Source organism: Allochromatium warmingii (assembly GCF_900107145.1).
GTDB classification, from domain to species: Bacteria; Pseudomonadota; Gammaproteobacteria; order Chromatiales; family Chromatiaceae; genus Thermochromatium; species Thermochromatium warmingii.
Map to the genome: position 1 here is coordinate 81,348 of NZ_FNOW01000003.1, position 22,660 is coordinate 104,007.

The 22,660-nt window shown below is 53.8% G+C and carries 18 protein-coding genes; 6 read left to right on the forward strand and 12 right to left on the reverse strand.

Annotated features, from left to right (window positions below; genetic code table 11):
* Positions 1-2: 2 nt before the first annotated feature.
* The 3 genes from BLW10_RS01660 to BLW10_RS01670 form a co-directional block, all read right to left on the reverse strand.
* Positions 3-932 carry an NAD(P)H-binding protein gene (locus BLW10_RS01660; RefSeq protein WP_091331832.1) on the reverse strand — a complete coding sequence of 310 codons (930 nt, stop codon included), beginning with the start codon at positions 930-932 and terminating at the stop codon, positions 3-5.
* A gap of 172 nt (positions 933-1,104) precedes the next feature.
* Entirely contained in the window at positions 1,105-1,488 is a 384-nt protein-coding gene (locus BLW10_RS01665; RefSeq protein ID WP_091331834.1) for an HPF/RaiA family ribosome-associated protein, read from the reverse strand.
* A 219-nt stretch (positions 1,489-1,707) separates the two neighbouring features.
* The gene (locus tag BLW10_RS01670) at positions 1,708-2,262 is read right to left on the reverse strand and encodes a hypothetical protein (protein WP_091331836.1); all 555 of its coding nucleotides are present in this window, start codon (positions 2,260-2,262) and stop codon (positions 1,708-1,710) included.
* Positions 2,263-2,409: 147 nt separating this feature from the next.
* Between BLW10_RS01670 and BLW10_RS01675 the strand changes: the two genes are divergently transcribed.
* On the forward strand, positions 2,410-2,649 hold the full coding sequence (locus tag BLW10_RS01675) for an antitoxin (RefSeq protein ID WP_245709047.1): 240 nt from the start codon (positions 2,410-2,412) through the stop codon (positions 2,647-2,649).
* Entirely contained in the window at positions 2,646-3,053 is a 408-nt protein-coding gene (locus BLW10_RS01680; protein WP_091331840.1) for a type II toxin-antitoxin system VapC family toxin, read from the forward strand. The genes BLW10_RS01675 and BLW10_RS01680 overlap by 4 nt, the downstream gene beginning before the upstream one ends.
* 7 nt (positions 3,054-3,060) lie before the next feature.
* Here BLW10_RS01680 and dnaE read toward each other — a convergent pair whose 3' ends face one another.
* The gene (dnaE, locus tag BLW10_RS14170; protein WP_091331842.1) at positions 3,061-7,593 is read right to left on the reverse strand and encodes a DNA polymerase III subunit alpha; all 4,533 of its coding nucleotides are present in this window, start codon (positions 7,591-7,593) and stop codon (positions 3,061-3,063) included.
* Between the two features lie 291 nt (positions 7,594-7,884).
* Here dnaE and BLW10_RS01690 point away from each other — a divergent pair, with 291 nt between their 5' ends.
* Positions 7,885-9,696 (forward strand): GGDEF domain-containing protein, encoded by a 1,812-nt coding sequence (locus tag BLW10_RS01690; RefSeq protein WP_245709048.1) that lies wholly within the window; start codon positions 7,885-7,887, stop codon positions 9,694-9,696.
* Between the two features lie 161 nt (positions 9,697-9,857).
* On the opposite strand, the gene BLW10_RS01695 is transcribed toward BLW10_RS01690, so the two are convergent.
* The 6 genes from BLW10_RS01695 to tcuA all read right to left on the reverse strand — a co-directional run bounded on the left by BLW10_RS01695 (position 9,858) and on the right by tcuA (position 18,118).
* Positions 9,858-10,463, reverse strand: a complete 606-nt coding sequence (locus tag BLW10_RS01695; RefSeq protein ID WP_091331844.1) for a hypothetical protein — start codon at positions 10,461-10,463, stop codon at positions 9,858-9,860.
* A 57-nt stretch (positions 10,464-10,520) separates the two neighbouring features.
* Complete coding sequence (locus BLW10_RS01700) at positions 10,521-11,312, reverse strand: cobalt-precorrin-6A reductase (RefSeq protein WP_342707491.1); 792 nt, start codon at positions 11,310-11,312, stop codon at positions 10,521-10,523.
* A gap of 12 nt (positions 11,313-11,324) precedes the next feature.
* Complete coding sequence (locus BLW10_RS01705) at positions 11,325-11,873, reverse strand: cytochrome b (RefSeq protein ID WP_091331847.1); 549 nt, start codon at positions 11,871-11,873, stop codon at positions 11,325-11,327.
* Between the two features lie 167 nt (positions 11,874-12,040).
* Positions 12,041-15,505, reverse strand: a complete 3,465-nt coding sequence (locus BLW10_RS01710) for an EAL domain-containing protein (RefSeq protein WP_091331849.1) — start codon at positions 15,503-15,505, stop codon at positions 12,041-12,043.
* A 62-nt stretch (positions 15,506-15,567) separates the two neighbouring features.
* On the reverse strand, positions 15,568-16,695 hold the full coding sequence (gene tcuB / locus BLW10_RS01715; protein ID WP_245709049.1) for a tricarballylate utilization 4Fe-4S protein TcuB: 1,128 nt from the start codon (positions 16,693-16,695) through the stop codon (positions 15,568-15,570).
* A complete protein-coding gene (gene tcuA / locus BLW10_RS01720; protein WP_245709050.1) occupies positions 16,676-18,118 on the reverse strand; it encodes an FAD-dependent tricarballylate dehydrogenase TcuA in 1,443 nt (480 codons plus the stop codon). The genes tcuB and tcuA overlap by 20 nt, the downstream gene beginning before the upstream one ends.
* A gap of 66 nt (positions 18,119-18,184) precedes the next feature.
* On the opposite strand from tcuA, the gene cobM reads away from it, so the two are divergent.
* The 3 genes from cobM to BLW10_RS01735 all read left to right on the forward strand — a co-directional run bounded on the left by cobM (position 18,185) and on the right by BLW10_RS01735 (position 21,285).
* On the forward strand, positions 18,185-19,000 hold the full coding sequence (cobM, locus tag BLW10_RS01725; RefSeq protein WP_091331852.1) for a precorrin-4 C(11)-methyltransferase: 816 nt from the start codon (positions 18,185-18,187) through the stop codon (positions 18,998-19,000).
* 10 nt (positions 19,001-19,010) lie between these two features.
* The gene (locus BLW10_RS01730; protein ID WP_091331853.1) at positions 19,011-20,180 is read left to right on the forward strand and encodes an adenosylcobinamide amidohydrolase; all 1,170 of its coding nucleotides are present in this window, start codon (positions 19,011-19,013) and stop codon (positions 20,178-20,180) included.
* A gap of 76 nt (positions 20,181-20,256) precedes the next feature.
* Positions 20,257-21,285: a TerC/Alx family metal homeostasis membrane protein gene (locus BLW10_RS01735; protein WP_091331855.1), complete on the forward strand. Its 1,029-nt coding sequence runs from the start codon at positions 20,257-20,259 to the stop codon at positions 21,283-21,285.
* Positions 21,286-21,384: 99 nt separating this feature from the next.
* Here BLW10_RS01735 and BLW10_RS01740 read toward each other — a convergent pair whose 3' ends face one another.
* Both BLW10_RS01740 and BLW10_RS01745 read right to left on the reverse strand, forming a co-directional pair.
* Positions 21,385-22,236 carry an HD-GYP domain-containing protein gene (locus BLW10_RS01740; RefSeq protein WP_091331857.1) on the reverse strand — a complete coding sequence of 284 codons (852 nt, stop codon included), beginning with the start codon at positions 22,234-22,236 and terminating at the stop codon, positions 21,385-21,387.
* Positions 22,237-22,303: 67 nt separating this feature from the next.
* A complete protein-coding gene (locus BLW10_RS01745; protein ID WP_091331859.1) occupies positions 22,304-22,651 on the reverse strand; it encodes an STAS domain-containing protein in 348 nt (115 codons plus the stop codon).
* Positions 22,652-22,660: the final 9 nt, after the last annotated feature.

A 22,660-nucleotide genomic window follows, 5' to 3' on the forward strand; every position in this document is an offset into this window, starting at 1 on the left:
CTTTAATTGCCGCGTGTCAAATATTCGAGTTGGTCAAGGCTAAAATGCGTTGGCGTTAAACCGAGACGCGCAAAGCTATCATTTTCGGCGCAGACATTGCCTTCCATCAGCATCTGAATTTGATCGCGTGAAATCGGAAACCAGGGGAAGCGATCCAATAACCCAGCAGCAAGTTTAATCGCCAATGCTGGCGCTGGAACCATGAGTTTGGTACGTCCTGATGCCGCAGCAATGGTGCTTAAAATCGCTTTCCAGCTTAAACGCTCTGGGCCGCAGAGCGTATAGGTCTGCGATTCAGTACGCGATTCAGTAACCGCGAGCACAAAGGCATCGGCGACATCTTTAATACTCACGGGTGCCAGTTCAAATAATCCAGCTTTGAATGGCAGTAGCCCAGCATGAAATAATGGCGCTGGCAGTGGGCTATCAATAATATCCTGCTTCAGTTGTGAGCAAAATTCCATCCGCCCCTCGGCATCACCAAAAATCACTGACGGGCGGAAAATTGTCCAGCGCAATCCCGATTCTTTCAGTGCCTGTTCAGCGCGATATTTGGTGCGCTGATAGGCAGTGCCATCGGGACGAATGCCGTTAGCGCTCATTAAAATAAAGCGCCCGACACAATTGTCTTGTGCCGCTTGAATCGTATCAACGACACCCTGATATTGCAGCGCCTCAAAGGTAATACCTTGCGCTGGAAATTCACGCAGAATGCCAATCAGATAAATCACCGCATCACAACCACGCACGCATTCGAGCAGCGATGGTAGATTACTGACATCGCCGTGAACAATTTCACAGGCTTCAGCGTGCGCGATTTTTTTGTCACTGCCCGAACGCACGAGCAAACGCGGAACATGACCAGCCGCCAGCAAATGACGGGTGATGTGTAAACCAACAAATCCGGTGCCGCCAATTATTGCAACTTTCATAAGCGTTTCCCCTGTGTGAATACCATTTGGAATTTAGTTCAAACCATCTGGAATTAAAAACAACTGAATTGAACATCTATGCGACCGTTCGTGGCCGATTGTCCAGTCAATGAATTGGGGGCGCGGATGGGATCGCTCAAGGCTGAACACGGGAAGAGATTGCGCTGGCAGCTTAACGGGTCGCTATCTGCGCCACACCGCGCACGGTAGCGGGTTTTGGAGCGGTGGTGGCAGTCGGAACAGCAGCAAGATTGAGCACATTTTGACGGCGCAAGCGGCGCACATTACGGCGAGCGGCAGTAAACACTTCGGTGATTGCCTCGGCAGCGACCTTACGCGCCTCGCGCACTACGATCTGGCGTCCGGCACCGAGTTTAGTACTCAGCTCACAGCGGACACGATGACCATGCACCGGGTCAAATTCTTCCTGGACAGTAACCTGAGCCTCAATCGGCTCATCGGGGAAGCGATCCACGAGTTTACGGGCTTCCGCTTCGATTTGACGACGAATCGTAGCGTCCAGCGCCAGCAGATCGCCGCCTATCTTTAGAACCATATATGACGTTCTCCATGGACTCGACCGCCGCTGCGGAGCGCACAGGTCGCTGTAACGGGAATCGAGCGGATTGACTGTGAGGGCTAAAGCCTCATGAATTGAACACGTCGCTGAAGTGTCGCTGAAGGCAAACAGGCGCACGGCATGAGAGATACGCGACGGCATGTAAATCATGGCGTTAGCGTCGAAAAAATGCAAGAAAAAAAAGCAAGACTTGCTTCATTCAAAGAGGTTGCGATAGGCACGGGCGAAATGTTTGTACGCCTCCCAACCGTCTTTATCCATGACTTGATCGATCACCCAGCGATTCGCGTCGGATTCGCCCATAATGGTTTGAATTTCATGGCCAAGATGACGTAACAACGCATAACTCGGCCCATCATCAGTAAATTGAAATTCAGCATAATCAGCGGAGCGCGCATCAAGACGGGCGATAAAAGGGCCGCCGTAATCGCCCGGGCCAAGCAAATCTTGGCTATTATCCTGCACATGGCCAAAAAGATTTTTAGCAAATTCAACAATAAGCGTGCGCCGGTCAGCTTCATTCAGTTCAGCGTGTGCCAAGCGGTCAGCAATTTGCACCAGAAAAATAAGATATTCCTGGATTACCGCTAAACGCTGGGCATCCTGGTCATAGACGAAGCGTTCGCAGTGCAAATTGATCGCTTTGTCAAGGGCAATGCGCCAAGCAATATAAGCTAGGGCGCTGGCAATTTCCGGGAGTGAGCGGCTGCGCTCATCGTCTTTCCAATAGCTTTTGATGCGTAGTGCCATACACGCGCTCCAGTTAAAATCAGTATAAAAACTGCTCTACAATATGGGGTATTTGTGCTTGATTTAAAGTGCGCTGCGTTTTAACGTATAGCCATCTTGGTTTTGAGTGTTTAGTTTAGTAGTGCTTCAATTATGCCAACAACAATCATGCCTGTTTTCAAACACGGCCATAATCAGGTCGTGCAAATTCCAGCGGAATTTCGCCTTGATGTCGAACAAGTAGAGATTCGGCGCACTGAGAATGGCGATCTTGTGCTCCATCCGCTGCGCTCAAATCGTGGTCAAGCGTTATTGCAGACGCTGAGTGATTTTGATGCAGATTTTATCACGGCACTTGAATTGGATCGCGCTGAATTATTAGGTATTCAGGAGCGTGATAACTTATGAAATACATGCTTGATACGAATATCTTAATTTATTTGCTTAAGCACCGACCACCTAGCGTAGCGCAACGGATCAATGCGCTACCGATAGAGGATCAACTCTGCATGTCTTTTATTACCTATGCCGAGCTACTAAAGGGTGCGGAACGTAGTACGCGCAAAAACGCAGTGCAACAGCAACTCAATCAACTGACGCAACAGGTGCCGGTGCTGTATCCGATTGATGCGCGTATTTGTCAGCATTACGCCGAGCAATTCACCCGCCTGAAATTAGCTGGAACACCAATTGGTGCGAATGATCTTTGGATTGCTTGCCATGCACTTGCTGAGAATGCCACACTCGTCACTCACAATATCCGCGAATTTGAGCGGGTTCAAGAATTATCCGTGATAACTTGGGTTGAATAAACGCTACTCACGACACCACCCGCAAACGCGGCGCGGATACTTCGGGAATCGTTGCCGCAGCTATTGGCCGTTCATACGCCACACGCACGCATTCTGCGCCCAATACTTGACGCAACTGTTTGAATAACGCATCCGTCGGTCGCACGCGCCACGCTGTTCCAAAACGCAATTCGCCGACAGCGTGTGGGCAACGATAGTGCAACAGAATCGGCAAACTCGTCTCACGCGCCGTATCGCGATACGCCAGCAACGCCGCCCGCAGTTCGGCAACACGCTCCAATCCGTGTGCATATTCCGCTGGATCAGTCAAATCGAGCGTCAGCAACACATGATCGGCCGCCCCCGCCCGCGTGTCCTCAAAGGTGCGCACACTTTCTGCGCGAAGTGACCAGGCATCGCGGAACTCATCGAAGTTAAGTACGCCGGTCACGCTGAGAATATGATCCGCCGCGAGCAGGGAGCGCACCTGATCGTACAGCTCAGAAAAAACCGTGACCTCGATGCGTCCGCTGCGGTCGTCGAGCACGATTGATCCCATGCGGCCACGTTGCGTTTTGCCGTGGCGTACACTGACCACCAATCCGACAACGGTACGTTTTTCACGGTCACGGCGGTCGCGGCGTCCGAGTTCACGATCAGTCTCTAGCAAGCGTGCGATTCGTGTTCCGCCCATCGCTTTGAGTTCATCGGCGTAGCGGTCGATGGGATGACCAGTGAGATAGAGTCCGAGCGTTTCTTTTTCACCTTCGAGGCGCTGGTCGTCGTCCCAATCGACCTGTGTTTCGCAAGCGATTTGTGGATCTGGTGCAGGCGGGCCACTGGGTTCCGTTGCGCCGAATAAATCGACCAAACCGGCAGCGCGGGTGCTGCGTGATTGCTCGGCGGCTTTGAGTGCCAGCGGCAACTGCGCCATGAGGGTGGCGCGATTGGGGCCGAGTTCGTCGAGTGCTCCGGCGCGAATCAGCGATTCCAACACGCGGCGCGTAACACGTTGTAGGTCGATACGTGTGCAAAAATCCCACAGATCGCGGAAGGGTTTGCCAGCGCGTCGCGCTTCGAGCATGGCTTCGATGGCCGATTCGCCGACACCTTTGACAGCTCCGAGACCATAAAGAATAGTTTGATCGTCGGCGATGGTGAAATGATAGTCGGAGCGATTGATTGCCGGTGGCTCAACCTTGAGTTTCAATGTCCGGCATTCGTCAATTAATGTGACGACTTTATCGGTATTATCCATATCCGCCGAAAGTACAGCGGCCATAAATGCGGCTGGATAATGAGCTTTGAGCCAGAGCGTTTGATAGCTGACGAGGGCGTAAGCGGCTGAATGGGAATTCGAGCAACACAGCCCTGACGCAAGCAAAAAATTATGCTCAGGATGATCAACTTCAAGATCATACCCTTGATCAAGTTTAACAAATGTCGCCCGTACTGGTCGCCGCAAAACAACATGATGATTTATTAAACACTGCGTTTCGAGCGCATCACAAGCGTTAAAAATTACGTTCGATTGATTAGGTGAGCATCCCCAGATCGATTCACCAGTTTCCAAAATCTTCCATAGTGGCCATTGTCCATGATGCGTGAGCCATTTATGATCAAGGGTGCAGTATTCAATTACTCCGTCATCAAATTCAACTTCCCATAGTGGTACTTGACCATGATCGTGCAATGCGATAACAGTTGAAACGCGCAATCGACCATCAAGTTCCATCGAAACGACATGATCGCCCGAACAACAATCAACGATTTTTTTTGTACCATTTAGCGTAGCTATCTGAGTTTCAGAAGCTAATGTTTTATTAAAGCCATAACCCGAAAAATATTCGATTAGACTAAAAACATGCGACGAAAGTTGGCCATCAATTCCCCGCGCTAATGCACCTTGTTCAAAAGTTTCACGCTGTTTAGCCATTTCCTCCGGTTTCTTTTTGCCCATACAATTATGGGCGATAAAATCATTGGCAATAAAATTGTGATGTTCTGGAATCGTAAGATCAAAGACTTCCATTCGACCTAGCGGACGAATTGAATCAATGACATCCCAAAAAATATCTGATTTATGTGCCAAAGATTTCAAAGATGCTGCGCGTTCTATCGGCAGTTGTACCGCTAATGCAATCGTCTCGCCTTCAAAAAAACTCCCCAGTGGCTTCCACCCCATCAGCGTATAAAATAAATGCGTCGCTGTAGCTTGAATCCGGCGTCCAGTGCGGGTTATGACCTCGAATACCTCTTGAACGCCATTATGAAAAACAGCAGCAATCGGCTGGCGGACAATTTTTTGTGTTTGTAAATTGAGCGCAAATATGTCACGCCCAATCCAAACATCTGGCGTGGCCGCGATTTCAGCTAATGTAACGTGCTGTCCAGTCGCTGCATCAATTACTTCAGTCGAGCCAGCTAGACATCGGCGCAAAATATCCGCCCCACCCAGCGAATATCCCGCCAATACCTGCGCAATCTGCATCACCTGTTCTTGATACAAGATAATGCCGTAAGTGGGTTTAAGAATTGGCGCTAAATCTGGATGCGGATACGCCACCTCAGCGCGTCCATGTTTACGCTCAATAAAATCGTCAACCATGCCTGATTGCAGCGGGCCAGGCCGAAATAACGCCACTAATGCGGTTATTTCTTCAAAACAATCCGGCTGGAGCTTTTTAATCAACTCTTTCATACCGCGTGATTCAAGCTGAAAAACTGCCGTGGTTTCACAATGCTTTAGCAAATCAAACGCGACTTGATCGTGCGGATCAATTCGCTCAATATCGAGCAGCGGTTCGCCGTTTGCTGCACGTTGGGCATTGATCGTTTTCAGCGCCCAATCAATAATTGTCAACGTGCGCAATCCGAGAAAGTCGAATTTAACCAATCCGACTTGTTCCACATCATCTTTATCATATTGAGTGACGAGATTGACGCCACCCTGTTCGCAATAGAGCGGAGCAAAATCAGTTAAAACTGTCGGCGCAATCACCACACCGCCGGCATGTTTTCCAGCATTGCGCGTTAAGCCTTCCAATTTACGCGCCATATCCAGCAGCGTTCGCACCTCTTCATCTTGCTCATAGGCGCGTTTTAATTCTTCGCTTTCTTTGAGTGCTTTATCCAGCGTCATCCCTAATTCAAAGGGCACCATTTTGGCAATTTTATCAACAAAACCATAGGGATGCCCCAGCACACGCCCGACATCGCGCACCACAGCTTTTGCCGCCATCGTGCCGAAAGTAATAATCTGTGAGACGGCATCACGTCCGTATTTACCGGCAACATAATCAATGACGCGATCCCGTCCTTCCATACAGAAGTCGATATCAAAGTCAGGCATCGACACGCGCTCAGGATTAAGAAATCGCTCAAATAGCAATTCATGTTCAATCGGGTCAAGATCGGTGATTTTGAGTGCATAGGCGACCAGCGATCCGGCACCGGAACCACGCCCAGGCCCGACCGGAATATCATTATCCTTTGCCCATTGAATAAAATCAGCCACAATTAAAAAGTAGCCAGGAAAGCCCATTTGAATAATTACATCTAGCTCTATTGTGAGCCGCTCTTCATAGATGCGACGGCGTTCGGCATAATCCGGCGCAGTGCGATCTAAAATCCGCTCTAAACGCCACGCTAAACCGCGACGCGATTGTTCAGCAAAAAAGCTATCCGTCGTCATGCCTTCGGGCACGGGGAAACTCGGCAAATAATTTTTACCGAGTTTGAGTTCGAGATTACAGCGTTTGGCAATCTCAACAGTATTAGCCAGCGCCTCAGGTAAATCAGCAAAGAGTTCCGCCATTTCCGCTGGCGTGCGTAGATATTGCTCTTCACTATAATCACGCGGACGCCGCGCATCATCTAATGTGCGTCCTTGATGAATACAAACCCGTGCTTCATGGGCTTCAAAATCGCTTGCCGCTAAAAAACGCACATCATTTGTCGCCACAACCGGCACACCGCGCCGAATCGCTAAATCAACGCTGGCTTCAATCAATTCCCCTTCTTGCGGGCGTCCACTGCGAATTAATTCCAAATAATAGCGATCCGCGAATATAGATAGCCACGCATCAAGCCGTTGATTGGCTAATTCCGTGCGACCTTTGAGCAAGGCTTCAGCGACATCACCACGCGGCCCAGCGGAGAGCGCAATCAATCCGTGATGGGCGTCACGCAGCCAGTCGTGCTCGATCTGTGATACGCCCTGCGCCGCGTCCCGATGCTGTCCTTCGATAAAACCGCGTGAAATCAGGCGTGTCAGATTGCGATAGCCCGGCTCGTTCTGCGCCAGCAACACAATACGATGTGGTTGATTGATGTCCTCGGGATTGCGCACCCACAGATCGGCACCGGCAATCGGCTTGACACCGGCGCTCACGGCAGCCTTATAAAAACGCACTAACGCGAACAGATTGCTTTGATCGGTGACGGCCACCGCCGGCATTCCAGCGACGGTAACCGCCTTGACCAGCGGCTTGATGCGCACCAGTCCGTCGCTCAACGAATACTCAGAATGGAGATGGAGATGTACGAAAGTTGCGTCCACAGGAGTCCTACGCGGCGGCTGAGAAGGGGAAAAACCCAGAGCGGGGGTGCTAGTCTAACGGCCCGCGCCGATTTCGACATCGGGTTCGGACGGAAGGCGCAGGATGGTGGAAACCGTTTCGTGTGAACGGCTCAGCGTGGCATAATGCTCGGCAACTCCACCCGAACACCGCATCTTGACCCAGCACGACCCAACGTGCAAAACAGCCGGTCATCACTAAATTTAATCGGTGCTTCATATCGGTTGTATAGCATCCGACATCGGCGTCAGGAATTACGGCGATCAGCACCCATGCACCACAAAAAATCGATGCGCATTCGCGCTAATCAAGCGGCTGAGTGGCTGACTGAGTTCAGTCCCGCGCTCCAGTATGCGCTACAACCGGTTGTGAATATCCACACTGGAGCTGTATTCGGCTATGAGGCGCTATTGCGCGGTTTAAAGCAGCTAAAACTGCTCAATAGTCACGCGCTATTTGAGCGTGCTCATGCCGAACAGCATTCTCAAACGCTCGATGCCTATTTAACCGCACTGGCAATTAGTCAGTTTGCTGCGCTGCCAAATGCCCAGCGGTATCGCCTGTTTTTTAATCTTGACCCGCATTGGATTGACCCACAACACGGAGCACAGGTATTTCAATGTTTGCAAGCGCAAGGTTTGCCACCGGATACCCTGTGTCTGGAATTATCGAAAGCGGTCGATCAAGCTGTATATCCCGATCTCGGCGCGATGATTGCTGGTTATCGCACCGCCGGACTGCATGTGGCGCTCGATGATTTTGGCGATGGGCATTCGGGATTACGGCGGCTATATCTCTATCAACCAGATCACATTAAATTTGATCGGTTTTTAATTCAAGGTATTGATACCGATCATCGCAAGCGAGTAATTGTTGCTAACGCAGTGCAATTAGCGCATCAACTTAATATTCAAGTCATTGCCAAAGGCATTGAAACCGAAGATGAGCTATTAACTTGTCGCGAAATTGGCTGTGATTTAGCGCAGGGCTATTTGATTGCTCATCCGCAAACCGATCATGCTGCGTTGCTCCCCACTTACACGCAAGTTGCTGACATTCATCAGCGCCATCAACGCGAGCAGTCGGGTGATCTCAGTTTAATTGAATCGTTTCTGGAACCCATTCCGCCGATTCATGCCAGCGAGGGCATTGCGCGATTATTTGAGGCGATGCGCCGTGATAAACAACATCATATTGTTCCAGTACTCGATGACGCAGATCGCCCGTTGGGATTAGTATATGAATCCGATATCAAGGATTTTATTTATTCAGCCTATGGACGCGAGTTGATCGTTAATCGGGCCTTTGCGCGACAGATTCGAGATTTTGTCCAAGCCTGTCCATTAGTTGACATCCATGATCCGATTGATCGGTTATTAGAAGCCTATTCCGCTGCCAGCGATACCGCTGGGGTATTGATTACCCGTGATGGCCGTTATCAGGGATTTATTTCGGCAACGGCATTGCTAAAATTGGTTGAGCAAAAAAATCTCGCCGTTGCCCGCGACCAAAATCCATTAACTAAATTGCCGGGGAATAATCCGATTCATCGTTATGTTTCACGGGCAATCAGTGAGCGCAATCAGGGCTGGCATTTAGCCTATATCGATTTTGATAATTTTAAAGCGTTTAATGATTATTATGGTTTTCGGCGTGGTGATCGAGCGATTCAATTATTTGCCGATCTGTTGCGCACCGGATTAGAACAGCATGGCTGGTTTGTTGGGCATGTGGGCGGAGATGATTTTTTTGCTGCAATTCAGGATGCAGCACTGGATGCTGTGCTGGAACGACTGCGTTGGTTGCTGGAGAAATTCCGCATTGATGTGCAGAGTTTGTATGATGCTGAAGATCGCCAGCGCGGTTATTTGCAAGCAGCAGATCGCTATGGTCAATTACGCGAAATGCCGCTCATGCGCTGTAGTTTGGCGCTGCTAGAAATTCGCCCTGGAGATGATTACAGCGATGGCGATGAACTCGGGCGCACAATTGCGGAATTGAAACATGCTGCGAAGCAAAGTGCCTCGGGTTTGGTATTGCGACGCGAGCCGCATGGTGTTGCCGACGAAATAGCGAGTGGCTAAAAGCCTCCAGCAATCAAGCCGTATTTGCTGGAAGCTGATTACGCATGATTAAGCTCTAGCTTTGTCACGTCTTTTTGCCGCTGAAAGCGCGGAATACGCAGAAAAATCTTTTTTTGTGACGAAGCTTCGGCTTCGTCTTTAGATTTTCGATCAAAACACAGCTAGGGATGCGATAGAATGCCAACTAAAATTTTAAATAGCTCTGGAATATCTAATGGTACACGAAAGGCGTCAATATCACGGCTGATGGATTTTGTAGTACGATCCAATTTGCCAAAACGCCACAGATCACCGACGGTAATTGCGCCGAACAGTTCAGAATGATCGCTTGGCAAATAGTGATCTATTGCGATGAGTTCAGCGGCGAGTTGAGTAAAACCTTTTTCCAGATCGGATTTTTTGGCTTCAACAATAAGAATGCTGTTCAGTGAGTGAATCCAATAATCGAGCGTTCCTTTGAGTTGGTCGTTGATATAAATTGGATATTCAATATCAATTTTGATGTCGATTTCGTCAAGCAATTCCAAGAGAATCGGCGCAATCATCATTTCGCGTTTAGCGATTTCAGAATTGAGTGAGATATGCGGTAATTTGCGATAAAACATCGCTTGCAGTGTATCGAGTGAATGCTTAACTGTACCATGCGGTAAATCGAGTTTAGTTAACTGATAGCTGTAGCCTAATTCGGCTAAAATCATTTCAGGTGGATAATTCAGTTCAAAATAATCGGAAAATGTATAACTGCGCTCTGGTTTGAGAATGCTCATATTGGTGCGCTCTGCCGAAATTTTGTCATCAGAAAAAACCTTCGTATTCTGAGCGCCTTAGCGGTTCAAACCCACCAAAGCAAGACGCTCAAGCCAGGCTAACGCCGCCTCACCATCGGCCACCGTCGGCACGCCCGCCGGTCGCGCTGGTCGCTGAAGCATGATGACCCGCACCCCGCGTTCACGCGCTGCGAGCAGCTTGGCGGCTGTCGCCGTGCCACCGCTGTTTTTGCACACAATGGTATCAATCGCCCAGGTGTCGAGCAGCGCCCGCTCATCAGCGAGTGCAAAGGGGCCGCGTGCATAGAGCCATTCGGCAGCATAAAAGGGCGGAAGCGGCGCGGGTGGTGTGACTAAGCGGATCAGAAACCATGCGGTTTCAATGTCAACAAAATGACTTAATTCCTGTCGCCCGACCGCCAACAGCACGCGCTGCGCTTGGCTCTGGCGCACAGCGGCGGCGGCTTCTGTCCAGCTTGTCACCGATTGCCAGCGATCTCCGGCCTCAGCCGTCCACGCCGGGCGCTCTAAGCGCAGCAGCGGTATGCCGGTGATGCGACAGGCTTCGGCAGCATTCCAGCCCATCTGCGCCGCAAAGGGATGCGTGACATCCAGCACGGCGCGAATCGCGTGTTCATCGAGATAGCGCACCAGTCCGGCAACACCACCAAAGCCGCCGATCCGGGTCTCGCCTGCCGCGTGCCGAGGATCGGCGGTACGTCCGGCAAGCGAGGTGATGACATGCCAGTCTGGAAGCGCGGCCAAGCGGTCGGCCAAGTCATAGGCTTCGGTAGTTCCGCCGAGAATCAATAGCTTGGCCGCCATCACGCGCCGCTCTCCATCTGACACGGTGTGACGGGTTTATGGCAAGCTGATGCGCGTCATCACGCCATCTTTGAGCTTCCAATGCTTCAGCCCGGCGGCCATGTGCAGCAGCACAACTAAGCCGAGTGCAATCCCGCCGAGTCCGTGATACGAGAACAGGGTTGCGCCGAGTTCAGGATTGGCGGTGAGCGGACTGGGCACGCTCAACATGAAAAATTCCAGCGGATAGCCCGACACAGCGGTCGCAATCATGCCGCCAATCGGCACGCCGAGCGACAGCAGATATAGCAGCAACAGGGTCACGCCACCGACGGCCCGTTCGATGCCGCTCAATGGCGGATCATAGGGCGGTGTGGTGCCGCGCACGCGCAGCACAATGCGCAGCATCGTCAGCACCAGCACCAACACGCCGATGCTTTTGTGATAGGTGAAGAGTTCGCCGGCCGTCTCAGCGCCGACCAGATTTGACAGGCCTTCATAGCCGAGGGTGCCGAAGGTCAGGCCACCGATCAGCAGACCAAATACCAGCACGGCCAGCAGCCAATGCAGCGCACGTTGCGCAAACGAATAACGATGAATAGTCAAGAGCAGCTCCTAGCAAGTCATTAAGCTGGGGGGGGTTAAACACAGAAAGATCGGTCATGCTGGCGGCTGACAGCGGATCAAGCTGTCAACCGCACCGCGCTATCTTAAACCGCCGCTCCGATGAACACGAATGACCATCCGCAGTCGTCGTGCTAAACGGCATTCGCTTATGTCAGACGCGCATCACTGGACACTGATGATAACAACCGCTCAATCTCAGCGACCGATTGCGGACGCCCATAGAGATAGCCTTGCACCTGCCGACAGCCGTGACGCCGCAAAAACTCGGCCTGTTCTTCGGTTTCCACACCCTCGGCAATGGTCATCAGTCCGAGTGCGGTACCAAGCGCAATGGTCGCCTTGACGATCTCGGCATCACCGGCATCATGGGTGACATCTTGGATAAATTCGCGGTCGATTTTAATTTTATCGGTGCGGAATTTGCGCAAATATTGCATCGACGAGAAGCCGGTACCGAAATCATCAATGGCAAAATGAATGCCCAATTCGGATAACCGCACAATATCGGCTTGGGTTTGTGCATCGGCGGCAATTAACACGGTTTCGGTAAATTCCAGTTCCAAGTTGTGCGGATTAGCCCCGGTGCGTTCGATTACAGCGAGAATATTGTCACCAAAATCAGGATCGCCGACCTGTTGCGCACAGAGATTAACGGCAATGCGCCCGAATACCAGCCCGCGTGCGCTCCAATCGCACATCTGACGGCACACCGCATCGAGTACCCAATCGGAGAGCGGTCGCACTAAACCACGTTTTTCCGCGACCGTCAGAAATGCACCGGGCAAACGGATGCCGTCCTGTGGATGCTGCCAGCGCACCAGCGCCTCCATGCCGACCAATTGCCCGGTGTGCAAATCAAATTGCGGTTGATAGACGACAAACAATTCATTCGCTTGAATGGCGTGAGTGAGTTCGCGGGTGATTTCCATTTCACGGCGTAATTGCTGCGTCATCGAGTCCTCAAAAAACGCATGAACCCCGCGTCCGGCTTCTTTCGCTTTATAGAGCGCGACATCGGCCCGCGTAATCAATTCATCGACATCGTGGCAGTGTTGATCGGCAATTAAAATCCCAATACTGGTATTGATGGTGATGCGGTTATCACCGAGTTGAAAATCCTGTTCCAACGATTCGATAATTTTGCTGGCCAATGCTGCTGCGTCACCGATTTCCTCAATCTGCACTTGTAGCAACGCAAATTCATCGCCACCAAAACGCGCCAGAATATCGGTGCCACGGATGATCGCCGTCAGCCGTTCGGTCACGGCACGTAGCAGTTGATCGCCGACCGGATGCCCGAGGGTGTCGTTGACATCTTTGAAATGATCCAAGTCGAGCATGTGCAGCGCGAAGCGTTGATTATTGCGGCGCAATCCGGCGAGGGCTTGGGCGAGTTCTTCTTTAAAGAGCAGGCGATTGGGCAAGCCGGTCAAGCTGTCGTGAAAGGCGAGATGCTGAATTTCAGCTTCAGCGCGTTTGCGGGCGCTGATGTCATGGAAGGTGACGACCGCCCCTTCAATCTGCTGATCGCGGCGCATCGGCGTGGCCCAGTATTCGGCAGGAAAACTGCTGCCATCGCGCCGCCACAGCACTTCATTGGCGGCGTGACAATCCTGCCCGTTGCTTAGGGTGGCAAAGATGGAGCAGCATTCGGGCACAACCGGCGTGCCGTCGGCGTGTGAATGATGAATCAGCGGATGAATCGACTGGCCGATTAGCTCTTCGGGGGCATAGCCGAGCAGATCAGCCGCTGCGGGATTGATGAAGGTCACGCGCCCCTCTAAATCCAGTCCAAAAATGCCCTCGGTAGTCGATTCGAGCAACAGCCGGGCTTTTTCTTCAGCCTGACGGGTGGCGCTCGCGGCGCGTTCATGTTCGATGACGATGGCGGCCAATTCAGCAGCCGATTCGATCATCTCCAGATCGACCGCTGAGGGTTCCATCACACAGTTCGCGTAGATGGCAAAGGTGCCGAGTACCTGATCGCCATGCCCGATAATCGGCTGTGACCAGCAGGCGCGGAGCGGCGTGCGCTCCATCAGCTCGCGGTAGGCGGCCCAATCGGGATGGGTGAGCACATCGGCGACGACCACGCGCTGTCCGGTTGCTGCCGCTGCGCCACAGGAGCCGATGCCGACACCGATTTTGGCTCCTTCGACCGCTTCGGCATAAAACTCCGGTAAGCTCAAAGCGGCGGCAGTGCTCAGGGTCTGGGTTGCGGGATCGAGCAGATGGATCGAGCAGATCGCGCGCGGGGCAATGTCTTCGATATAAGTGATAATCGCCGTCAACATTTCGCGCAGCGGTTGACCGCGAGCGAGCATTTCGAGCACACGATTGCGCCCTTTTAATAACAGCCGAGCGCGGCGATAGTCGGTGACATCTTTAGAGATGCTGACAAAGCCGATCACCTGTCCGGCGGCATCGCGCTTGTAATTCCAATCGACCTCGACATGAATCATCTGACCATCGGCAGTCAGATTGCGATTGTAATAGGTCATCGGCGGTGGCTGTTCGGTGGCGAAGCGGTGCAGATCGGCTAACAGCCGAGCGCCTTCATCTTCAGGTAACAGCGTGGCAACAGATTGACCGATCAACTCACTCGGTTCACGTCCAAAAAGCTGCACAGCCGCTGGATTGGCGTACTCGATGCGCCCGCTGGCATCGAGTTCCTGAATGTAATACTGACTGACTTCCACCAGCGTGCGAAAGCGTTGTTCACTCTCGCGCAACGCCTGTTCAGCCTGTCGGCGATGCGCGATCATGCGGCGGGCCGCTTGCGCAATGGCCCGCAGTTCATGGAAATGCAGTTGTTCGGGCAGATGCTCGGTGTCGCTGCTTGGTGCGGAGGTGTCGAGCGCCTGTTCGAGATAGTGAACACAGGTCTCGCTATCGCGGCGGACAGCAGCAGCGATGCGCCGCGCTCGCCAACCAGCAAGACCTAAAATCACGACAAACAGCCCGCTGATCGTCAACACTTCCGACTGAATCCGCTGATGCACCTGATGATGCAGCGCCGTGATTTCGGCTTCGATATCGTCGATAAAGGTGCCAGTGCCGACATACCAGCCCCATTCTGGGATTGGCGCAACATAGCTGAGTTTTGGGGCCGAACGCTGATCGGGAAGTTTGGGCATCTTGTATTCAAGAAAGCCGCCGCCGGCCTGTGCATAGGCAATCAGCGTGCGCACGATGGGCTGACCATCGGCATCGATCAGTTCCAACACGTTTTGCCCTTTCGCTGGCCCGGCCAACGACAGCCCATCGTAACGCCCAATGAAGATGTAGGAACCATCCTCGAAGCGCAGCGCATCGAGCCAAGCCAAAATGCGAGCTTGGGTGCGAGCGATCACGGTGGCGGCATCGACCTCAGCGCCAGCGGTCTGCTGCTCCCAAGCGAATTGATGACGGGCATAGGCAATTGCCACCCGCACGCGGGCTTCCAACCGCTGCTGATGCTGCTGCAAATCTTGGGTGCGCAGGCGCTTGGTTTCGTGGAGCAATTCGCGGTATTCAAACGCCACTACGACGCTCAAACACATGATGACAGTTGCCAGTAACACGAGCCGCATCCCGCGAGAAACCGAGGTAATAAGCGAAGACGATGACATGGACAAGTTCTACTGTGTAGGGGCGGTCAGCTTTCAGCCGCCAGCTTGTGCTGAATTAGTGGTTATCTTTTATAGCTGGTCGCTGGAAGCTGGAAGCTCATCGCTGAAAACACGCGATAACCGGCATGAACAAATTTACTGTAGGGCAAGAGTAAAAAGAAGGCGAGCACCGATCCTAAATGCACACATAACAGCAGCGGCATCGCGGCGGTCATGCGCCAGCCGAGCAGAACCAGTCCGCTGCTGGCGACCAGAAACAGCAAGCCGAGCAACGCCCTGTCGAGGCGCTGGGCTTCGCGGGCCAGTGGTTCGGGCGCGGCACGCCATTCAATCCAGCCCAATCCCAGCGTACTGAGGCACACGGCAATCCCGCCGCCCGTGCCCAACAGCACCGGCAGACTCAACAGCGGGTAGGGTGCGGCTAGATTCAGGCCATGATGATAGAAACTCGCCGTAACCGTCGCGGCGAAGCTCAGGGCCAGACCGCCCAGCAGCAGTTGATGCAGCCAGCGTCGCGCATGTGAAAAGCGATCATCCAGATCATTGCAGCCAACTCCGCCGCCGCGCAGATTGCGCAACCGCAGCACATCGCGCAGTACGCGCCACCCAGTTCGCCAACCGCTCCGCTGCGTCGTGTTCAGATAATTCAGATCATGCGGTCGTATCAGTCGCCAATAGCGTCGCCAGCCGATCCCCAGCGCCAGCACCGACCATGTTAAGGGCGCAAGTCCAATCCAGATCATCACCTCCCAGGGCAGCACGCGATAAAACAGTGCGGCGCTGGGATCGGCTGGATTGGGTAGATTCAATCGGGTCAGACCCCATAGCCCCAAAATCGCGGCCAGCGTGACCGCGATCACCGTCAGCAGCGGATGATTCAGCAGCGGCGCACAGGCTTGCGGCCAGACGTGTTCCAGATAACTCTGATGCCGCATCCGCGCCAATGTACGTGGCACATTGACGGCAAAGTCATGCGGCGGGGCATATTGGCAGGCATAAAAACAGTTGCGGCAGGCGTGACAGAGATTAGCCAGATACGCCAAATCTGCATCCGTGAGCGCCGGTCGCTGCCGTGCGGCGGTGAACAGATCGCAAAAGCCATTGCAATAGCCACAGGCATCGCAGATGGCCAGCACGCGCCGCGTTTCGGCGTGGATCTCGGTGTCGATCTCAGCCGCTGTGGACGCCACGCGCCGCCTCCGCACCTGCCAAGCGCCCGAATACCAGCCCAATCGTCAGCGCCAGCCCCGATACATAACCGCGTGCCATCAGATTCGGGGCCATCAGCATTCCCGCTGCAAACAGATTCTCGATCACGCCGCCCGCAGCCAGCCGCACGCGGGTGCGGGTATCGACCGCGACCCCGTAATAGGTGAAGGTGATGCCCGGACGCATCGGATAAGCCGAAAAGGGCGGCTCAGTGAGCGGCTGGGCGTGGCGGGTTTTTGGTGGATCAAGTCCGACGGTATAGCCGCTTGCGTGTTCAGCAGCAGCGGGCCGGATAGCGGCGTTATAGTCGGCGACCGTTGCGCATAAAGCCGCGCTGTCGATGCCCAGCAGTGCGGCGAGTGCGGCCAGTGTCGGCGCTTGGATCGGCGGATAGAGCGCGGGCGGCGCGGCGCGTTGCCCGCGTGCATCCAAAATCAGATAACCGAGTTGCTCAGGCCAGTGCGCCAACCGCTGTCCCCACAGCGCATAGCGCGTTGAAGCGGTATCACCGCCCTCATCATGGCGACGGCGACCGCTGGTATCGACGACAATTCCTTCCGGCATAGAGCGCACGCGGGTGACAATGCCGCCATCATCTGCCGGTGATCGCGCATCAACGGCGACCAGATAGGCCGCTCGCGGATCGCCGACTGCTAATGCACCCTGCTGCAACAGCGATGCGAGCAACGTACCCGTCGCAAAGGGCGTACCGCGATTGATGAACCCGTCGGCGACCGCGCCCCACTGCTGGCGCAACCAAGCGCGGTTTGCCTGTCCACCGCCACAGCAGGCAATCACCGTGCGCGGGGTGAGGGGATATGACGTGTGCGCGTGCTGGGCGGTCAGATGCACGATGCGACCATCTTCTAGCTGTGGGGCGCTGATTTCACAGTCATACCAGATCCGCACGCCCAGCCGCTCGGCCAGCGCATAGAGCCGATTAAGCAGCGTTTTGCCGCCGCCGAGTAAAAAGGCCGTGCGCCGCGATTCGGGCAGCACGCCGCTAGAGCGTGGCTGTAACGGCACCCCAGCTTCTAGTAGCCAGTCGGTGAGCGTCGCGGAATGTTCGACCAACAGCCGCCCTAAATTCGGATCGGCGGTGCCCTCAGTGGCGCGATCCAGTTCTGCCCAAAATTCATCCGCGTGATACACGCCGGAAGTAAAGGGCGTCGGCGCGGGATGACTCAAACGCAGATTGCGCGAATGGCGTGTATTGCCGCCACGGTGCGCGAGCGGTGCCTGTTCAGCTAACAGCACCGAACAGCCAGCGCGTCGCGCCGTGATCGCCGCACACAATGCCGCCGCGCCGCCGCCAATCACCAAGACATCGGGCGCGGAATCCGGTTGTTCGGCAGGAAGATGCGGCGACCGCCAAGTGCGCCACGCCGTCAAGAGGTTTGACAAGGTGCGGTGTGGATCAAAAGAATAGCTGTTTATATCGCCCTCACCATACGCAAGGATCATCACCCCATGCAAGAGACTTCATCGCCGCGCCGCTTGCCGGGGACGGTCTGGTTTGTCGGAGCCGGGCCGGGCGCACCGGATCTCATCACCGTGCGCGGTAGTCGGCTGCTGGCTCAAGCCGGGGCGATTCTCTATACCGGCTCACTGGTCGCCGAAACCGTGTTGCAGTGGGCCGCGCCGACCTGCGAGATCGCCGATTCTAAGTCGCTCGATCATGCCCAAGTCACGGCTTGGCTACTTGACCGCGCCCAGCGGCATGACACCGTCGTCAGACTGCAAACCGGCGATCCGACCCTATACGGCGTGTTGGCGGAGCTGGCGCGACCGCTCGACGCGGCTGGGATTCCGGTCGGGATCGTGCCCGGCGTGTCTTCGGCAATGGCCGCCGCTGCCGCTGCCGGTGAATGCCTGACCTTGCCCGAAATCACCCAGACGGTGATTTTTACCCGTCTCTCCGAACGCACCCAGATGCCCGAGCGCGAATCCTTCGTTTCACTGGCCGCGCATGGCTGCACGCTCTGCATTTTTCTCTCGATTGAGCGCATCGAAGCTGTGGTCGAACAGTTAGGCCAAGCGGGTTGGGCGACAGATGCACCGGTGGTCGTTGTCCATAAAGCGACTTGGCCCGATGAAGAGCGCGTGTTACGCGGCACGCTCGCCGACATCGCTGCCCAGTGTCGCGCCGCACAGATTGACCGCCAGGCGCTGATTCTGGTCAGTCCGGCGCTCGGCGCACGCGCTCAACCGGCGCTCACGCCCTCTAAGCTGTATGATGCCGCCTTCCCGCGCCGCTTCCGTCCGGCGCGTCCCGACACCGCCTGACCGCTCTGCCATGTGGCTCGACGACACCGACCGCTATCGCCTAATTCGCACTGGGCGTTATCTGATTGCGCAGCTCAAGCGCCCGCATCGCGTCCTGAGCACCTGCCGACTCAACGGCGGTCTGCGCGACGATCTGACCCATATCGCCAATCATCAAAGTTGCGAAGGGGTGGCGCATGTGGTGCGCACGAACACCAGTCACGGGCCGGAGGACTATCATCATGCTGCCTGTGCCGCTGCTGACTTGCCGCCGCCGACCACCGCGCTCATGGCAACCGCAGCGAACATGCAGTGTGCGGTATTGAGCCGCGCTGAACATGCTGAACTCGCCGTCTCAGTCGTCGCCACCGCTGGCGTACTCGGCAACGCCACCCGCGCTGGCGATCCCGCTGGTTGGCACGAACAGCGCGACGGCAGTTATCCCGTCATGCCGGATTCAGTCGCACCCCGGCCCGCGCCGCCCGAAGCCGGAGCCGGCACCATTGTCACGCTGGTGTTCATCAACCAGCCCTGCACCGCAGCCTGTCTGGTACGCGCCGCGACCCTTGTCACCGAAGCTAAGAGCGCCGCCGTACTCGATTTGCGGATGCCCAGTCGCCAATCAGCGCGGCTGGCCACCGGCACCGGCACCGATCAACTGAGCATCGCCGCGCCGCTGCTGTACACCCCAGACGACTGGGAACGGCAGTGGGCCGGCAGTCATAACACGCTCGGCGAACTGCTCGGACGCGCCACCCATGAAGCGGTCACGCGCTGTCTGCTGCTGCAAAATGGCGTGTGCGCCGAATTGCGCCGCAGTCTGTGTGCAGCACTCGGGCGGCATGGCTGTGACGAACAAACCCTGTGCGCTCAAGCACGCGCTGAATTGACGGCGGCGGATGCCGCCTGTTTTGAGCACAATCTGCTGGCGCTGATCCATGACCCATTGAGCGCAGCGGCGGCCTATGGCTTGGCCGAAATTCTCGATTTAATTGCCGTCGGCGTGCTGCATCCCGAAATTGCGCGGGAGTCGCTATTAAATCAAGCCGCACTCTTAGCGGCCGCCGTCGCCGTAAAACCGACTGAATTTGCAGCGTTGCGGGCGCAATTACAACCGCATCTGACCGCTGCGCCTGGGCAATTGGCCGCATTAGCAGTTGTGCTGGGATTTGCGCAAAAATGGCGAGCGGGACAGGAGTGAGGGATAATAAGCATGATGAAATAACGCGCCATCACATCGTTTGCATATACCAACTCACCTTAATTCTGGAGTCAATATGGGACAGTTCGGCTTTCCGATAGAAGCTATCGTGATTTTTATCGCGGTGGTTGCTATCTCGATTTATTTAGATCTCTTCGCGCATCGCAAAACTGAAGAGATTAGCGTTGCTGACGCCGCCAAATGGTCAGTCTTTTGGATTATGCTGGCACTCAGCTTCTACGGTTATCTGTGGGGGCGCTTTAGCAAAGAATGGGCCGATCTCTATCTCGCTGGCTATGTGCTCGAAAAGAGTTTATCGGTTGATAATTTAATGGTCTTTATGGCCATTTTTGCTTCATTCGGCATTCGTTCGGGATTACAGCACCGGATTCTCTATTGGGGTATTATCGGTGCCTTGCTGTTCCGCGCACTCTTCGTGCTGATTGGCACCAGCTTATTTATGGCCAGTCCCTGGGTCGGTTTTGTCTTTGCGATTTTAGTCGGCTGGAGCGGCGTGCAAATGCTCAAAAGTCGCAGTGATGGCGAAGAAATCGAAGATTATTCCGATCACTGGAGCGTGCGCCTGACCGGAAAAATGATGCCGGTTTACACCCGCTTACATCTCGACCGCTTTTTCGTCAAGCATGAAGAACTCTTTGTTGGCCGTGAAGCAGCCGAGCAGCAGAAATCGGTCACGCGCATGGGTGCGCTCTATGCAACGCCGGCTTTTCTCTGTCTGGCAACAATTGAAACCTCGGATCTGGCATTTTCATTTGATTCGGTGCCAGCCGTGATTGCCGTGACCCAAGAACCGCTGTTAGTGTATGCGGCGATGATCTTTGCGATTCTCGGTCTACGCAGTCTCTATTTTGTACTCGCGGCCCTGACGCGCTATTTAGTGCATCTGGAAAAAGCGGTCATTGTGCTGCTGTTTTATATTGCGGGCAAAATGGCGCTGCAATCTTGGAATCACGCCATTGGTGATACCGGCCTGCATATCTCGCCCGGAACCAGTTTAATGATCGTGCTTGGCGTCTTGGCGCTGGGCGTGATAGCGTCGCTGCTATTTCCGGGTAATCGAGCTGACGATACCGCGAAACATTAACCGCTGAACGCGGCTCATACAGCATCACGGTTTATGTATTGAATGAAGGTGCAATTGAATTTAATTCAGCATGAACCGTGATGATTGTTCACAGCTTTTTTACGGCGTTTCTTCAAAATAGCTTGCGACTAATTCGCGCATCGCTTGAATTAACGCCGGTTCGTCGAGTTGATGCAAACTTTCATACAGAGTTAAAGCCAGCGGGGTAAAGGCTGCGACAACCTCAGGCGCAAAATGCGTTCCAGAGGATTCAGTAATAATCGTCAATGCTTCTTCAACGCGCATCGAACCTTTATAGGGTCGCAATGATGTCAGCGCATCAAAGACATCAACAATGGCAAATACCCGCGCAGTGAGTGGAATCGCTTCCCCAGCGAGTCCCGTAGAATAGCCGCTCCCATCATATTTTTCGTGATGATAGCCGACTACATCCATCGCATCTTTTAACCACGATGAACGCCCGACAATATCCAAGCCATGCGCAACATGGGTGCGCATGATGGCAAATTCTTGTTCATCAAGGCGATTGGGTTTAAGCAAAATGCTATCTGGAATGGCAATTTTGCCAATGTCGTGCAAAAACGCGCCTTTGATTAACGAACGTATGTCAGCTCGATCTAAACCCATTGCTTCAGCAAGGCGCACGGAATACATGGTAACGCGATAATTATGAGCACTGGTGTCACTATCACGCTTGGCAACCATTGCCCCTAATAACTCTAGCATTTCTAGGTTAGCGGCTAATAACTGTTTAATCAGCAGTTCCTGATGCCATTCACGCGCTTCGATTTGCACCAGCATCAAGCTAAATGCTTCAGCGAGTGCCGCAATATTCGGCGATACATCGCTGTTTGCTGTCATTTCTAATAGTGTACTGACCGCGCTATAATCACCATTGGCAATCAATTCCACAACAGTGCGCAAGCGGTCAAGCGACTGATCTTCGTACATTGTTTCAGGCTCCAGCAGTGAATCAAAGCAGTCCGTGACAGCTATTTGGCCGCGCTTGATCGGTCATTCAAGCGCGATTCAATTGTGCTAAGGCGAGTTCGCGATCATCAATGACATCGAGAATTTTCAGAAAGCCGCTAATGGCAAAGACATTTTTAATAGCCGCTGGCATGGCGCATAAAATCAGTGTGCCCTTTGATTGCTTGGCGCGTTTTGCGGCAACTAAAAACACGCGCAATCCAGCACTGGAAATATATTCGAGTGCGCTGAAATCAATCAGAATCGCACTGGCGGCCGTTTCAAAGATTTCCAACAGCGATTGTTCTAATTCACCGCAGGTTGTCGTATCTAATCGACCAGATAATGCGATCTGCCATCCCTGTTCTGTTTGAAGCATTTCGGACTGAAAACTCATATTGCGCGT